Raw genomic sequence first — 15611 nt, forward strand, 5'->3', positions numbered from 1 at the left:
CAATATAAATATAAAATAGTTATTATGAAGAAACTAATTTTAGGAATGGCTATCGTAGCGTCTGCTTTTGCTTTTGGGCAGAAAAAAGATGCAGCTGCTTTGAATGCCCAGCTTCAGGAAGCTAATAAGGTTGCTATGGATGCATATAATGCAAAAAACTATGCAGCTGCAGCACCTAAGTTTATAGAAGTTTATGACCTATTGAAGGCTAATGGACAGGACAACAAAATATATATGTATTATGCAGGACTTAGCCATGCGTTAGCAAATAACAGTGACCAGTCTATCAAAATATATACAGACCTTGTTAATTCCGGATTTACAGGAGTAGAAACAACTTATACTGCAAAAGAAAAGAAAACAGGACAGGTAGTGAATCTTGATAAAGCGACTTGGGAGCTTATGAAGAAGAATGCTGACTATACTGATTTCAAAACAGAGCAGACTAAAAGTATAGAGGGAGATTTATATGAAACTCTGGCTTCATTACTTCTTAATGCGAAAAAAGGACCTGAAGCTCTTGCTGTTATCGAAAAAGGATTAGTTAAATTTCCAAACAGTGCTAAACTTAAAGAAGCTCAGACTACAGCATATCTTCAGTCTGGAAATACAGATAAATTCGTTTCCGGATTGAAAGAACAACTAGCTAAGAACCCTAACGACCCAACAAATTGGTATAATCTTGGGGTAATGCAGGCTAAAAATCCTGCTACTGTTAATGATGCTTTAGAAGCATTTAAAAAAGCAATTGAACTTAAACCTGATTTCTCTGATGCTTATCAGAACTTAGTGTATACAACTATTGGTGATGATGCTAAAGTAGTAGGAGAGATCAATGCATTGAGAAAAGACAAACCGGATGAAGCTTCTAAATTGATCGACGCAAGAAGAGAAAGATTTGGAAAAGCATTACCATATGCAGAAGGATGGTATAAAGCAAATCCAAAGAGTATTGACGCTGTTTCTGCATTGAAGGAAATTTATGTAGTAACTAAAAACATTGAAAAAGTTAAAGAAATGAAAGCTAAAGAAGCTGAGCTTAGTGCAGCTGCTAAGTAATCATTTGATAACTTAACTATAAAAAGCCGGAACAGCAATGTTCCGGCTTTTATTTTTTAAGAAAACAGAGTCCGTTGCCCATTCTGAAAAACACATTCTTACTCAATATCTACAAGCAGAAATTTTTCATTCAAAATTTCTCTTCTTTATTGAAATGATGGGTGAATTTCACACAGAGAATTTCTCTGTAATTCCGTATCTTTGAGAAAAATTTTTATAAGATGATCGAGTGGAAAACCGCCAAGGAATACGAAGATATTACCTATAAAAAATCTAACGGAGTAGCAAGAATTGCTTTCAACAGACCGGAAGTACGTAATGCGTTCAGGCCAAAGACAACTTCAGAATTATATGATGCTTTTTATGACGCTTCTGAAGACCCCTCAATAGGTGTTGTTTTACTTTCAGGAGAAGGACCAAGTCCAAAAGACGGAGGTTGGGCTTTCTGTAGTGGAGGAGATCAAAAAGCAAGAGGAGATCAGGGATATGTTGGAGAAGATGGAAGACACCGTTTAAATATTCTTGAAGTTCAGCGTTTGATCCGTTTCATGCCGAAAGTGGTTATCGCAGTGGTTCCGGGATGGGCAGTTGGTGGAGGACACTCACTTCATGTAGTATGTGATTTAACTTTAGCAAGTGAAGAACATGCAATCTTCAAGCAGACAGATGCTGATGTGACAAGCTTTGATGGTGGTTATGGTTCTGCTTACCTTGCTAAAATGGTAGGTCAGAAAAAAGCCCGTGAAATCTTCTTTTTAGGAAGAAACTATTCCGCTCAGGAAGCTTTTGAAATGGGAATGGTAAATAAAGTAGTTCCGCATGCAGAATTAGAAGATACAGCTTACGAATGGGCACAAGAAATTTTAGGAAAATCTCCGATGTCTATCAGAATGCTGAAATTCGCCATGAATCTTACAGACGATGGCATGGTAGGACAGCAGGTATTTGCAGGAGAGGCAACCCGTTTAGCATACATGACTGAAGAAGCTAAAGAAGGAAGAAATGCATTCCTTGAAAAAAGAAAACCGAACTTCGGAGAAGATCAATGGATATCTTAAAAATATAATTGATAATTGATAAATGATCGCTCAATCATCATTTATCAATTATCAATTATCAATTATCAATTATAATTATATGACTGATTGGATAAAAGCCGCAAGGCTAAGAACTTTACCGCTTTCCTTAAGCGGAATTATTATGGGAGCTTTCATTGCAAAATGGAGACTTTACGGAGAAGGTGGAATCTGGGACTGGAAAATTTTTGCTCTGGCCCTTTTGGTAACACTTTTATACCAGATTTTATCAAATTATGCCAATGACTATGGTGATGGAGTAAAAGGTACCGACGCCAAAAGAATCAATGAAGCTGAAGCGAGAGCTGTAGCATCAGGAAAAATTACGGCTAAACAGATGAAAAATGCAGTGATCCTTTTCGCAGCATTATCTTTCATTGCTACTATTGCTTTATTGTATGTGGCTTTCATTCCAAACTACATGAATGAATTCTATATTTTCATAGGATTGGGAGTAGCAAGTATTCTGGCAGCAATTGGATATACAGTAGGTAAAAAACCATATGGATACATGGGGTTGGGAGATATCTTCGTGTTTATCTTCTTCGGACTTGTTTCTGTATGTGGAAGTTACTTTTTATTCACGAAAACTTTCAGCTGGGATATGCTATTACCTGGAACAGCTGTTGGGATGATGAGTATGGCGGTTCTTAACCTGAACAATATGAGAGATATTGAAAGTGATAAACTTTCAGGAAAAAACAGCCTTGCTTTAAGAATGGGGTTCAGAAATGCAATGATTTATGAAATGGTCCTGTTACAGCTTCCTTTATTGCTGATTCTTGCGTTTTTAGGAATAAACGGATTTATGCAGCAGCAAAACTATTACGTTTTCATCGTAATGATTCTGTTGATCCCACTATCAAAACTGAGAAGAAAGATTCTATCGGTAAAAGAGCCAAAAGAATTAGACCAGTATTTAAAGCAGGTAGGCATCATGACGTTTGTAATGGCAATTCTTACAGCAGCCGGACTTAATTTATTTAACTAAATCTAAAATATTATACCATGAGTTCTAATGTCTATGTTGAAGCTCAAATGCTTATCAGGAAACCGGTTGAAGATGTTTTTGAAGCATTTATCAATCCTGAAATAACAACTCATTTCTGGTTCACAAAATCTACCGGAAAATTAGAAGAAGGTAAAACAGTTACCTGGGAATGGGAAATGTACGGAGTAAAAAACGTAGTAAATGTACATCAGATCATCCCATACCAACTGATCAAAACAGAGTGGGGAGAGCCTTCAACGAACGTAGATTATGAATTCAAAACCATGGAAAAAGGCACTCTTGTTGTGATTAAAAGCTACGGATTCAGCCAGACAGGTGAAGATCTGTTAAAAGTAATTAATGACAATACAGGAGGTTTTACGACAGTTTTAGACGGCTGTAAAGCATATCTGGAACATGGAATAAATCTCAGACTGATTGAAGATAAATTCCCGCAAAAATAGAACACATGAAGACTGCTTTAAAGATAACTTCTTGTCTGTCTATTGTTTTAGCTTTATTACTTATTTATTATTTGATAGAAGAGTTAATGGGGGGTATGTCAGTTTTTGAAATTGATTTCATTCCTGCCTTGGTTACTTTGATTATCATTTCTAATGCTGTGTTAGCTTTTTATGTATTAATCGGGAAAGTACAAATAATGAAACCGTTATTGGGTCTCCAGATTTTAATAATAATACCCACATGTCTGTTGATATATGAGTTTTTTATAAAGCCACCCATGGGATGTTCTTAAATAAAAAGATGATTCTTTTCCTTAAAGGGATGAGACATCATTATTCAAAATTTTAAACTAAATTTAAAATGAAAATACAATTCTTAGGGCAAAATTGCTTCCTGTTTACGTACAAGGACAAAACAATTTTGAGCGACCCTTTTTACAATTACAAAAAAGCAGAATCAGGTTTTGATATTTCTGCTCAGAAAATTGATTACATCCTGTTGACTCATGCACATGGTGATCATATTGCCGATGTAGCAGAAGTATTGCAGCATTATCCGGAAGCTACCATCATTGGAGTACCAGAAGTATGCGGTTATTTTCAACAGGCTAAAAATAGAGACGATGTGAACTTAGGAGGATCTGCAAAAATTGACGATCTTAAAATTTCCATGGTTCCGGCTCACCATACAAGTTCTTTCCCTGATGGAAGCTATGGTGGCGTTCCTGTAGGGTATATCTTCAGATTGCCTGAAGGTAAGAATATCTATTTGGCAGGAGATACAGGAGTAATGGCAGATATGGAGCTGTTCCCGAGATTATACGGAAACATTGATCTTTCTATCCTTCCAATCGGGAGCCACTACACAATGTGCCCTAGAAAAGCATCTTTTGCTGCTGCAGAACTGTTGAAAACTCCAAAAGTAATCGGATGTCACTTTGATACTTTCCCGGCAATTGAGATCAATCATGAAAGTGCATTAAAACATTTTGCAGATAAAAATGTAGAACTTGTTTTACCAAAATTAGGCGAGACATTCGAGTTTTAATCAATAACGGGAATAGGTAATCTGAAAAATTAGAAAAATGAAAATGATGCGTAAGGTATTAAAAACAAAAAAAGATAATTATAAAATTACCTCTCTTCTCAATTTAAACCAAAAAAAAATGGCAAGCTACCTAAATCACACCGCTACGACCAATTACCTTTGCTGCGTTCCCACCCTGGAGGATTCTCAGGAGCTGGTTGTTTAGGACTTGCCGTTGCAAAGGTAGGAATATTTTATAAACTTCAAAACTTTATCAAAGAAAATTAGTCGAAAAAATGCCGTGGTAAAGCTAAACACTTGACATTTAGAGGGAAAATTTTTCAACTTTTTTCTAAAAATTTAAATATGACGAAAAGTCCATCAACACTAGGAATTATACTTTTTATCGCTACAATGATCGTTTTCTTTGTAGTATACACTTTTTTCTCAGGAATCAATTATTTTGATATCTCTCTGAAATCCAATGCTTTTGTTTTGCCTCTTCTCTATGCAGGGGCTGCTTTCTGGTCTGTAAAATCCTATTGGAACAACCATAGAGTAGTAAAATTCAAAGAAGCTTTCAAAAGAGCATTCGTTCCGATGTTTGTCGGAGGAATTCTTTCCATTTTCAGTATTTATGCCTTTTTAAACTTTGTAGATCCGGCGGCCAAAAAGCTGTTGAACTACCAATATGTTCAGAGACAAAAATCAGAATTGGATACAGAATACACCTCTGCAAGAAAAATTCTGAAGCATCAGAAAGATATTGATGAGCTGGATCAGAAGTACACAGAAAGATTACAAAGCTTCACTCCAGAGGCGGTTAAAGGAAAAGATATGCTTACCGCAAGTCATTTTTCAGGATACTTTGCAGCAATTCTTATATTTTACGTAGTTTTGTCGGTGTTTTTCGGAGCATTTTTCAGAACAAGAACAATACATCAGCCCGAAGAAACAAATCAAGCCTAATTTTTATTAAAATTAAATGAATTTATCTATAGTTATTCCGTTACTGAACGAAGAAGACTCTTTGGAAGAGCTTTTTTCAAGAATTGATAAAGTATGCACAACCAACGATTTATCTTATGAAATCTGGTTTGTAGACGATGGAAGTACGGATTTGTCGTGGAGCATTATTGAGAATATGAAAGTTCAGTATCCTCAGATCCACGCTATTAAATTTTCCAGAAATTATGGAAAATCTCAGGCTCTTCATGCAGCCTTTGAAAGAACAAACGGAGATGTAGTTATTACCATGGATGCAGACTTGCAGGATTTCCCTGAAGAAATTCCGGAACTGTACAATATGGTAATCCATGACAACTACGATATCGTTTCCGGTTGGAAAAAGAAGCGTTTTGATAATGTAATGACGAAGAATATTCCGTCAAAATTATTCAATGCAGCAGCAAGAAAAGTTTCAGGAGTTTATCTTCATGACTTCAACTGTGGTTTGAAGGCTTACAAAAAGCAGGTGGTAAAATCTGTAGATGTTTACGGAGATATGCACCGTTATATTCCGGTATTAGCTGCCAATGCAGGCTTCAGAAGAATTACTGAAAAAGAAGTACAGCATCAGGCAAGGCCTTACGGAACTTCAAAATTCGGAACTGAAAGATTTGTAAGAGGTTTTCTGGATTTGATAACTCTTTGGTTTGTAAGTCGTTTTGGAGGAAGACCAATGCATTTCTTCGGAGCAGTAGGGACTTTAATGTTTATTGTTGGTTTTCTTTCTGCACTTTGGCTGGGAATTTCAAAATTGATTGATGTTGCAAGAGGAATTTACGGACATTTAATTACCAATAATCCTTGGTTCTTTATTGCTTTAACAATGATGATTTTGGGAAGTCTTCTGTTTGTAGCAGGATTCTTAGGAGAAATGATTATCAGAACGAACCGCGAACACAAGAATTATAATATTGATGAAGTGATATAATTTAAACACTAATGACGCAAATGTTTCACAAATGACACTATTGGTGTTTGTGATATTAGTGTATAAAAATTAGTGTACTTAGTGGTTTTTAAGCTAAATAATAGTACACCACAATTAATTATAAAAATTCATCTTAATAAATGAAAGCACTCTGTCAGCAGGGTGCTTTTTGTAATTTATAAAAACTTTTAACCTTCATGTTTAACCTCAAACCTATTCTTTTTTATTTTCTTTTACTTTTTACAGCTTCCTGCTCATCCAACAAACTTTCTGGTTCCTGGGAGTTTATTGATATTTATGACGGGGAAATCCGTCAGACGGATACGTTGAAGACCAAGACAAACAATTCCAGATACGGAACAGGAATTCTCACTTTTTATCGGGATAAAACTTTCAGTTCGATGGGGAATAACGGGACTTATCAGATAGAAAATAATTTGTTGAAAATGAAGTATCATGGTGATGAAAAAGTAACATCCATGAGAATTTCTAATATCAGTAAAGATTACCTGCTTTTATTTTCAATGGCCGGAAGTCCTAAAACATGGTTTTATAAAAAAGTAAGAGGAAAGGAGAAATAAGAAATAGTCTTTTTCTGAAAAGCAAAAAATTGAAAATTATCAGGTATTTTATTGTCAAAAGACAAAGATTTTTAGAAATTTTAATCCTATTTTTGTTTAAAATAATATTGAAAGTCCTGTGAGAGACATGAAAAACCTTTTATAGATTTTCAGTAAAGATCGTTACGGTTATAATATAGAATATTTAAAATTAAATATGAAAAAAGTTGTATACACATTAATGCTGATGGCAGTAGTTTCCTGTGGAAAAGTTTCTCCGAAAGGAAATATTGAAAAGAAGGATGTGGATGTTTCGGAGTTTGTAAACCTTGATCTGGAAGGGAAATTCCGTGTATTTTATGCCAAAGGGCCTAAGAATTTTGTGGAAATAGAAACCTATCCGAATGTTGCTAATAACCTTGATGTAGATGTAAAAGATAAGACCCTTTTCATCAAAGAAAAAAGAGGTACTAAAGGAGTGGATTTTTATAATGTAACAATTTATTCAAAATATAACCTGGAAAAAGTAGCTGTTTCTGATTCTGTGGAAGTGAATATTTCAAGTGAAATAAAGACAGACAATTTCAGACTTAGCATGAAAAATAATGCAAGCTTCATGGGGTCTGTAAATACCAGAAGAGCAGAGGTGGAAATGCACAACAGAAGCCGCGCCAATTTCCTTGGATTGTCCAAAGATGCCGTTATAAAGATTTCAGATACAGCAAGTTTAATTGCTCCATACTGGAAAATTACCAATTTGAATATCGACTCTAAAAACGGGAATTATGCAGAAGTAAATGTAAAAGATTCTTTAAAAGGACATATTCAGAATACTGCAAAATTTATCTATTACAACGACCCTATCAGAGCTTTTAAAATAGAGAAAACAACGAAAGTTGAAAATAAGAAATTAGAGTAGTTTGGCTGGAAGTCAGAAGCTGGAAGATGGGAGTACTATTAGTTTTTCATACTTCTTATTTTCCAGATTAGAAATTTGCTTCCAAACATATTTAAAAATAAAAATAGAAAAAATAAAAACAAAGCCAGAATTTTGAAGCAGGCACAATATAACTTCTAGCCTCCAGCTTCTCTCTTCCAGCTTAAAAAACTTAGACATAAATATGAATACACTAGAAAAAGCGAAACTTTGGTTAAGTGATACCTTCGATAAAGAAACAAGAGAGGCTGTACAATCACTGATTGACAGCAATTCTCCAGATCTGGAAGATTCTTTCTACAGAGAACTGGAATTCGGGACAGGAGGAATGCGTGGAATAATGGGAGTAGGAACCAACCGCTTGAATAAATATACATTAGGACAGGCTACACAAGGATTGGCGAACTATATGCTGCAGCAATTCAAAGGAGAAGAGATCAAAGTAGCTATTGCTTATGATGTTCGTCATAACTCAAAAGAATTCGGAAAGCTGGTAGCTGATGTTTTGACTGCAAACGGAATCAAGGTACTGCTTTTCAAAGATCACAGACCTACTCCGGAATTGTCTTTCACAGTACGTGATAAAAAATGTAACGGGGGAATTGTATTGACAGCTTCTCATAACCCGCCGGAATACAACGGTTATAAAGTATACTGGAATGACGGAGCTCAGATTGTTCCGCCTAATGATGAAGCCATTATCAATGAAGTATATTCTGTAAAGTTTGAAGAAATTAAATTCAACGGAAATGACGATCTTATCGAGTGGATCGGAGAGGAGCAGGACGATGTATATATCGATGCATGTATTGAAAACTCTACCTATCAGAATGTTGGAAAAGAAAATTTAAATATAGTTTTCACATCAATCCACGGAACAACATATACCACTGTTCCTAAAGCACTTGAAAAAGCAGGATTCAAAAAAATAGATCTTGTGAGAGAACAGATGATCCCAAGCGGAAATTTCCCTACTGTAGATTCTCCAAACCCGGAAGAGCCTGCAGCATTGGAAATGGCAATGGATCTTGCAAGAATTACGAATGCAGATATAGTGATTGGCACAGACCCGGATGGTGACAGATTGGGAATTGCGGTAAGAAATCTTGATGGTGAAATGCAGCTGTTGAACGGAAACCAGACCAATACCATTCTTACCTACTATATCCTGAATGAATGGAGAAAACAGGGAAGAATTACAGGAAAAGAATTTATAGGTTCTACGATTGTAACTTCAGATATCTTCTTTGATATCGCTCAGAAATTCGGAGTAGAGTGCAAAGTAGGTCTTACCGGATTCAAATGGATCGGAAAAATGATCCGTGAAGCAGAAGGAACACAAAAATTTGTGTGTGGAGGTGAAGAAAGTTTCGGATTTATGACCGGAGATTTCGTTCGTGACAAAGATTCTTGTGGAAGTATCCTTTTAGCTTGCGAAATTGCAGCGTGGTGCAAAGCCAACGGAAAAACAATGTATCAGTACATGATCGAGATCTATGAAGATCTTGGAATGTATTACGAAGGATTAATCAACATTGTAAGAAAAGGAAAAGAAGGCGCTGAAGAGATCGAGAATATGATGAAAAACTTCCGTGAAAACCCTCCAAAAGAATTGGCAGGATCATTAGTGGAAGAAGTAAAGGATTTCAAAGAACAGACAAGCCTTACCATTTCTACCAACGAGAAAAAAGTAATGAATGATATTCCAAAGTCCAACGTATTGATTTATTACACACAGGATGGAACAAAAGTATGCGTAAGACCTTCAGGAACAGAACCAAAAATCAAGTTCTATGTTTCAGTGAAGGATTCTATTACTTCAGAAGCGGATTTCAGAGATAAATTAAAATCATTGGAAACTAAAATAGGGGCCGTTAAAACAGATTTGAAACTGGATTAATTTCCCCAAAAATAGTAGATGATTAAAAAAATAATAGCGGTTTGCCTGCTTTCTGCAGCTGTAGTTTCCTGTAAAAAGGAAACTGCAGTTTCAGAGACAAAACTTGAAAATGATTCGATTGCTACTACAGAAACCAAAGAAGATCAGTACAAACCGATAGATACAGCATGTTCTCCAGCTCATAAAACGGAGGATTATATCACATCACTTCAATGGTACCGTACAAAAATCGAAAAAGAAATGGCTGGAAACAGTCCGGAGCAGAATGACAATGTATACGAAGATTATTTAAAAATAAGAGGAAAGTATACAGAATGTCTGATGAGCTTACATACTGATATTTTAGATAAATATGTGAATTATTATAACTATGATAAGGATCAGTACAATTTGCCGGACAATGTTAAAAAAATAGCTTCAGAACTGAAAAAAGAAGGCCTTGAGTTCAGGGAAGTAGGAGAAGGGATGACTGAAATATGGACTGTGCCCGGATATTATTCTTCTCTGTTTAAAAATAAGGTAACTCCTGATTATGAAGTCTACATTTCACAGACTGATAAAGAAAGTGAATCCAATTATGCTGCAGATGCAGGACTGATAATTACCTGGGAACAGCTTGGAGACAGGCTCATGTTTTGGGAAAATTTCATGAAGAAATATCCTAAGAGTAACCTTTTAAAAGCTGTAGAACAGGATTATAAAATATATTTGTCTGATTATCTTTTGGGAATGGATAATACACCCACTTACGAAAGAGATCAGGACAAAGGAACAGGAAAACTAAACGATGAAAACAGAGCGGAATTCAACAGGATTATTAAAAAATATCCGAATTCCAATACGGCAAAAAAAGCAAAAGAAATAATTACTCTTTTTGATGCGCAAACGCCGGTAGATCAAATAGATGAAAAGATCAATGGAGAACGATAATATAAATTTAAAATAAGAAAAAGTGAAAGTTTCAAAATTAGCAGCGAACCTGATCGGTTCTGAAATTGTAAAAATTGGTAACGAAGTAAATGATCTAAAAGCAAAGGGAGCAGAAATTGCCAATCTTACTATTGGTGATCTGAATTCTAATATCTATCCTATTCCGGCATTGCTGAAGGAAGAGATTCAGAAAGCATATCAGAATAATCTGACGAATTATCCGCCTGCAAATGGACTTTTATCTTTAAGAAAAGAAGTTTCCAAAGACCTTAAAAAAAGATGGAACCTGGACTATTCTCCAGAAGATATTTTGATTACGGCAGGATCAAGACCTTTGATTTATGCGGTATACAAAACAATTGTAGACGAAGGAGATAAAGTAGTTTATCCTACACCATCATGGAACAACAATCACTATGCTTATCTTACTTCTGCCAATGCTGTAGAAGTAAAAACAAAACCTGAAACTAACTTTCTTCCGACAGCAGATGATCTAAGACCTCACCTGGATGGAGCTGTATTATTAGCACTTTGCTCACCATTGAACCCTACAGGAACAATGTTTACAAAAGAGCAGCTTTCAGAAATCTGTGAATTGGTCATCGCTGAAAACAAAAAAAGAGGGGCAGACGAAAAACCGTTATACTTAATGTATGACCAGATCTATTCTTGTCTTACTTTTGGCGCTGAGCATGTAGATCCTGTTTCTCTTTTCCCTGAAATGAAAGACTATACAATCTACATCGATGGTATTTCCAAATGCCTTGCAGCAACAGGAGTACGTGTAGGATGGGGATTCGGGCCTGCTCATATTCTTGATAAAATGAAAGCACTTCTTACTCACGTTGGAGCATGGGCACCAAAACCAGAGCAGGAAGCTACGGCTAAATTCTATGCAAACCCAGAGAATGTAGATACTTTTGTTGAGGATTTTAAAGGTAAACTTGAAGAAAGTTTAAAAGTTCTTCACAACGGAGTTCAGGATTTAAAAGGAAAAGGACTTTCAGTAGACAGTATCGAACCCATGGGAGCTCTTTATCTTACGATTAAGTTAAACTATATCGGAAAAACAAAACCCGATGGAGGAATCATTGAAAACTCTTCAGACCTGGTATTTTACCTGATCAATGAAGCAGGAGTGGCTTTAGTACCATTCTCAGCCTTCGGAGAAGACAAATCTGAACCTTGGTTCCGTGCTTCTGTAGGAGGATTGGCTACAGATGAGATCAAAGTAATGCTTCCAAAACTGGAAAGTGCTTTGAACAATTTAAAATAGGCTTTACATAAAAATATGCTTCGACTCTGTCCGGCATGACATCATTAAAATTAAATTTATATTAATAGTGTCAGGCTGAGCGGAGTCGAAGCGTTTCAAATACAATATAAACCATGAAACTTCCACGGAAATCTTTTCTGGAAACAAAATATCTGTTTTTTTCAACGCTGGTGATTATTGCAGTAGTAATTCTAAGCGTTTGGCTTTCCGGAAAAGCAGCACATCGCTCTCTATTTCAGAATTCTATTGTATCAACCTCTTTTTTGGCTGGAACATTTTTTCTGTTTATCAGTGCAGGACTGTATTATGGCTTGAAATTGAAAGACAATGTCGGGAATGTTTTAAACAAAGAAAGAATACAAAGATATACTGATAAAACCCCAAAACTTAATGGTTTTGAATTTGATCCCCCAGCTGTAGGCGATGGAATAGGAGGCATTATCATTTCCATTCTTTTGTGGATTGTATTTTCAATTTTGTTGATCTTTCTTTCTTATTTTTTGGGACTTTTCTTTTGGTCGGCTATATTATTATTGACTGCCAGCTTGTATTGGGTGTTTTTCAGGGCACTCAGATTGGTTTTTAAAAATTTAGGAAAATGTAAAGGCGATTTCTTAAAAAGCATTGGATTCGGTTTTTTTTACTCTTTTCTGTACATTTCCTGGATGTACGGAGTTATTTTTCTCATCAAATATTTGAATTAGATGTGCGTTTATCCGTAAAAGATTAAATAAATATTAAAAATTAAACAACTTCTTTGTACTAAGCTCAACTAGGAATTACCTTTGAGGCTTTTACACACACCTGAATATAATAAAGTTGAAAATTACACGATGAAAAAACTGAGATTTCTACTCTTACCAGTTTCAATATTGGTATGCTCACAAGAAGTTGACACACTGAAAGTAAAAGAATTGCCCAAGGAATCTGAGCTGCAAAAAGTACAGACTTATACCTTGAAAGACGGTTCTGTCAGAACTTACCCAAAACCCAAATTATTGGACTTTGTAACGAAATTACCCAGAAACTTTATCAATACAAATAAAGATTTCGTTGCCAAAGATCATGCTTATTATCTTGGAGGTGCCGTTGCTGCTACTCTGATTCTCTTGCCATTTGATCAGAAACTGATTGACAATTCAAGAGAGTTGGGAGAAAGATGGGGAATGGATAAAGACAATAACTACAACAAAATAGGTGGTGTTTTTAAAATCCCTAAAGATATTGGATCTACCTTATATCTGATAGGAAATGGTTCCACACTGGTCTTACTGGGCATTGGTTTTGGAACGTATGGTTTGATTAAAAATGATTACAGGGCACAGGCTACAGCCAGTGGTTTGATGGAAAGTTTAATTCTTTCCGGAGTTTTCACCCAAACTATCAAAAGAATTACCGGAAGAGAAAGTCCTTTTATTGCAGAGATCAACGGAAATAAAGGAGGTGCCTGGAATCCTTTTCCAAGCTTTTCAGAATTTGGCAGGAATACCTCGAACTATGATGCGATGCCGTCAGGACATTTAACAACCTTTATGGCTGGAATTACAGTGATTGCAGATAATTATCCGGATGCAGTATGGATCAAACCGATAGGGTACACTTTAGCAGGAGCTTTATGTTTTCAGATGATGCAAAGTAAAGTTCACTGGGCTTCAGATTATCCGCTCGCTTTATTAATGGGATATTTTATTGGAAAAACAATATCAAAAAGCCGATATACTTCATCAGAAGGCACCATCGGAAAAACAAAATATAATCTGAATTTTACGGCATCCCGCCAATGGGAATATAATATGGTAGGTGTAAAACTCTCTTTTTAAGCTGCCAAAAACTCTGTTTTGTAGAGTAAATAAGATACTTTTCACTACATTTGATCTCAAGATAAAAGGATTATTGCAGCTTTTACAAATATTGCAATGAAACCTGTTGAATTAAAGAGATTTACTTAATATTTTTATTGAATGAAAATAATAGCTGTCATCCCTGCACGTTACGAAGCGAGCCGTTTTCCAGGGAAACTAATGCAGATTTTAGGAGAAAAAACCGTTATCACTACCACTTATCAGAACGTAGTGGAAACCGGGCTATTTGACGAAGTTTTTGTGGCAACAGACTCTGAAATTATTTTTGATGAAATCGAAAAAAACGGTGGAAAAGCTGTTATGACAGGACAGCACGAGACTGGAAGCGACCGTATTGCCGAAGCTGTACAGAATATAGACTGCGATATCGTGATCAATGTTCAGGGTGATGAGCCTTTCCTTAAACTGGAACCTTTACATCAGCTGATTGAAGTCTTTAAACATGATGATCAGCAGGAAATTTCTTTAGCTTCTTTAAAAATACAGCTGCATGAGAAAGAGGAAGTTGAAAATCCTAATAATGTAAAAGTTATTACAGATAACAATGGTTTTGCTTTGTATTTCAGCCGTTCTGTAATCCCTTTTCATAGGGAAGTTTCCTATGGTATAAGCTATTTTAAACATATTGGGGTATATGCTTTCAGGAAGGAAGCGCTATTGCAGTTTTCAAAACTGGAAATGAAACCATTGGAAATATCTGAAAAAATCGAATGCATCCGCTATCTTGAATACGGAATGAAGATCAAAATGATAGAAACCAATTTCGTAGGAGTGGGTATTGATACACCGGAAGATCTTGAAAAAGCCAGAAAGCTGATTTAAATAATGTAGAGGCAAAAAGCAGATTCACAGATTCGCTCTTTCGCCTTTTTTTGCAATTGTACATAAATCCCCCTATATTTGAATTTATAAATAAAATTAATGAAGAAGTTACTATTAGTATTTGGACTGATATTTTCGTATTTAACATTTGCGCAGACTGCAAAGGAAATTATAGACAAAAACATTGAATTATCCGGAGGGTTAACCAATTGGAAACTTTTGAATTCAGTATTGCTTCAGGGAAAAGTAGTATTGGGAATCAAAGATGAATATCCGATAAAAATTTATCAGCAGCGTCCAAATCTTACTAAAACATTAATTACTACCGGCGGAAAAGAAACTGCAATTGAAGGTTTTGACGGTACCAAAGGATATGCAATGAATTATGCCGCCAATAAACTTCAGGAATACCCTGAATATGTACCGGAAAGTTTTGATAATGACTTCATTGATTGGGAAAACAAAGGTTTTGATGCCAAATATCTTGGAAAAGAAAAAGTAGGAGACATCTACTGTCATAAAGTAGAACTTACCAAAAATGTGAATAAGAATATGTATTATTTTGATACAAAGACTTATATGCTTTTAAAAGAAGTGAAAAAAGATGAAACGCTGATATATTCTGACTATAAAAAAGTAGGAAATATTATTATGCCTTTCAGAATTGAATCTTCCAGTACCAAAAAAGACGGAGATTATGTGATGTTACTGAACAAAGTAGAAATCAACAAAGTTTTTCCGGCTAACATTTTTAAGTTTTAATTCAACTGC

At 35.5% G+C, this 15611-nt stretch carries 17 protein-coding genes and 1 other RNA gene; 17 read left to right on the forward strand and 1 reads right to left on the reverse strand.

The features are described from left to right. Window positions 1-24: 24 nt before the first annotated feature. The 6 genes from ACTJIP_RS12125 to ACTJIP_RS12150 all read left to right on the forward strand — a co-directional run bounded on the left by ACTJIP_RS12125 (window position 25) and on the right by ACTJIP_RS12150 (window position 4638). Entirely contained in the window at window positions 25-1059 is a 1035-nt protein-coding gene (locus ACTJIP_RS12125) for a tetratricopeptide repeat protein (RefSeq protein WP_440704619.1), read from the forward strand. A 221-nt stretch (window positions 1060-1280) separates the two neighbouring features. Beyond that, the gene (locus ACTJIP_RS12130; RefSeq protein WP_077417031.1) at window positions 1281-2117 is read left to right on the forward strand and encodes a 1,4-dihydroxy-2-naphthoyl-CoA synthase; all 837 of its coding nucleotides are present in this window, start codon (window positions 1281-1283) and stop codon (window positions 2115-2117) included. A gap of 79 nt (window positions 2118-2196) precedes the next feature. Then, window positions 2197-3126 (forward strand): 1,4-dihydroxy-2-naphthoate octaprenyltransferase, encoded by a 930-nt coding sequence (menA, locus tag ACTJIP_RS12135; RefSeq protein WP_047385242.1) that lies wholly within the window; start codon window positions 2197-2199, stop codon window positions 3124-3126. A 17-nt stretch (window positions 3127-3143) separates the two neighbouring features. Continuing rightward, window positions 3144-3590 carry an SRPBCC family protein gene (locus tag ACTJIP_RS12140; protein WP_077417035.1) on the forward strand — a complete coding sequence of 149 codons (447 nt, stop codon included), beginning with the start codon at window positions 3144-3146 and terminating at the stop codon, window positions 3588-3590. A 5-nt stretch (window positions 3591-3595) separates the two neighbouring features. Continuing rightward, on the forward strand, window positions 3596-3883 hold the full coding sequence (locus ACTJIP_RS12145) for a hypothetical protein (protein ID WP_077417037.1): 288 nt from the start codon (window positions 3596-3598) through the stop codon (window positions 3881-3883). A gap of 68 nt (window positions 3884-3951) precedes the next feature. Beyond that, entirely contained in the window at window positions 3952-4638 is a 687-nt protein-coding gene (locus ACTJIP_RS12150) for a metal-dependent hydrolase (protein WP_077417039.1), read from the forward strand. A gap of 116 nt (window positions 4639-4754) precedes the next feature. Here ACTJIP_RS12150 and ffs read toward each other — a convergent pair. After that, window positions 4755-4852, reverse strand: an RNA gene (gene ffs / locus ACTJIP_RS12155) — signal recognition particle sRNA small type. 131 nt (window positions 4853-4983) lie between these two features. On the opposite strand from ffs, the gene ACTJIP_RS12160 reads away from it, so the two are divergent. The 11 genes from ACTJIP_RS12160 to ACTJIP_RS12210 all read left to right on the forward strand — a co-directional run bounded on the left by ACTJIP_RS12160 (window position 4984) and on the right by ACTJIP_RS12210 (window position 15602). Then, window positions 4984-5586 carry a DUF4199 domain-containing protein gene (locus tag ACTJIP_RS12160; RefSeq protein WP_440704620.1) on the forward strand — a complete coding sequence of 201 codons (603 nt, stop codon included), beginning with the start codon at window positions 4984-4986 and terminating at the stop codon, window positions 5584-5586. A gap of 16 nt (window positions 5587-5602) precedes the next feature. After that, the gene (locus ACTJIP_RS12165; RefSeq protein WP_077417043.1) at window positions 5603-6553 is read left to right on the forward strand and encodes a glycosyltransferase family 2 protein; all 951 of its coding nucleotides are present in this window, start codon (window positions 5603-5605) and stop codon (window positions 6551-6553) included. Window positions 6554-6750: 197 nt separating this feature from the next. After that, window positions 6751-7134, forward strand: coding sequence for a lipocalin family protein (locus tag ACTJIP_RS12170; RefSeq protein ID WP_219072769.1), 384 nt, complete (start codon window positions 6751-6753; stop codon window positions 7132-7134). A 196-nt stretch (window positions 7135-7330) separates the two neighbouring features. Continuing rightward, a complete protein-coding gene (locus ACTJIP_RS12175) occupies window positions 7331-8032 on the forward strand; it encodes a GIN domain-containing protein (protein WP_077417047.1) in 702 nt (233 codons plus the stop codon). Window positions 8033-8234: 202 nt separating this feature from the next. After that, window positions 8235-9950 (forward strand): phospho-sugar mutase, encoded by a 1716-nt coding sequence (locus ACTJIP_RS12180; protein ID WP_077417051.1) that lies wholly within the window; start codon window positions 8235-8237, stop codon window positions 9948-9950. Window positions 9951-9968: 18 nt separating this feature from the next. Next, window positions 9969-10880: a hypothetical protein gene (locus tag ACTJIP_RS12185; RefSeq protein ID WP_077417053.1), complete on the forward strand. Its 912-nt coding sequence runs from the start codon at window positions 9969-9971 to the stop codon at window positions 10878-10880. A 22-nt stretch (window positions 10881-10902) separates the two neighbouring features. Continuing rightward, window positions 10903-12156 carry a pyridoxal phosphate-dependent aminotransferase gene (locus tag ACTJIP_RS12190; protein WP_180563846.1) on the forward strand — a complete coding sequence of 418 codons (1254 nt, stop codon included), beginning with the start codon at window positions 10903-10905 and terminating at the stop codon, window positions 12154-12156. Between the two features lie 113 nt (window positions 12157-12269). Then, on the forward strand, window positions 12270-12860 hold the full coding sequence (locus ACTJIP_RS12195) for a hypothetical protein (protein ID WP_440704621.1): 591 nt from the start codon (window positions 12270-12272) through the stop codon (window positions 12858-12860). Window positions 12861-12989: 129 nt separating this feature from the next. Beyond that, window positions 12990-13976, forward strand: a complete 987-nt coding sequence (locus ACTJIP_RS12200; protein ID WP_077417057.1) for a phosphatase PAP2 family protein — start codon at window positions 12990-12992, stop codon at window positions 13974-13976. 141 nt (window positions 13977-14117) lie between these two features. Next, on the forward strand, window positions 14118-14840 hold the full coding sequence (gene kdsB / locus ACTJIP_RS12205; protein WP_077417059.1) for a 3-deoxy-manno-octulosonate cytidylyltransferase: 723 nt from the start codon (window positions 14118-14120) through the stop codon (window positions 14838-14840). A gap of 99 nt (window positions 14841-14939) precedes the next feature. Further along, window positions 14940-15602, forward strand: a complete 663-nt coding sequence (locus tag ACTJIP_RS12210) for a histidine kinase (RefSeq protein ID WP_077417061.1) — start codon at window positions 14940-14942, stop codon at window positions 15600-15602. The last annotated feature ends 9 nt before the right edge of the window (window positions 15603-15611 follow it).

It is taken from the genome of Chryseobacterium sp. 22543 (genome assembly GCF_052044565.1).
In the GTDB taxonomy this organism is placed as follows: Bacteria; Bacteroidota; Bacteroidia; order Flavobacteriales; family Weeksellaceae; genus Chryseobacterium.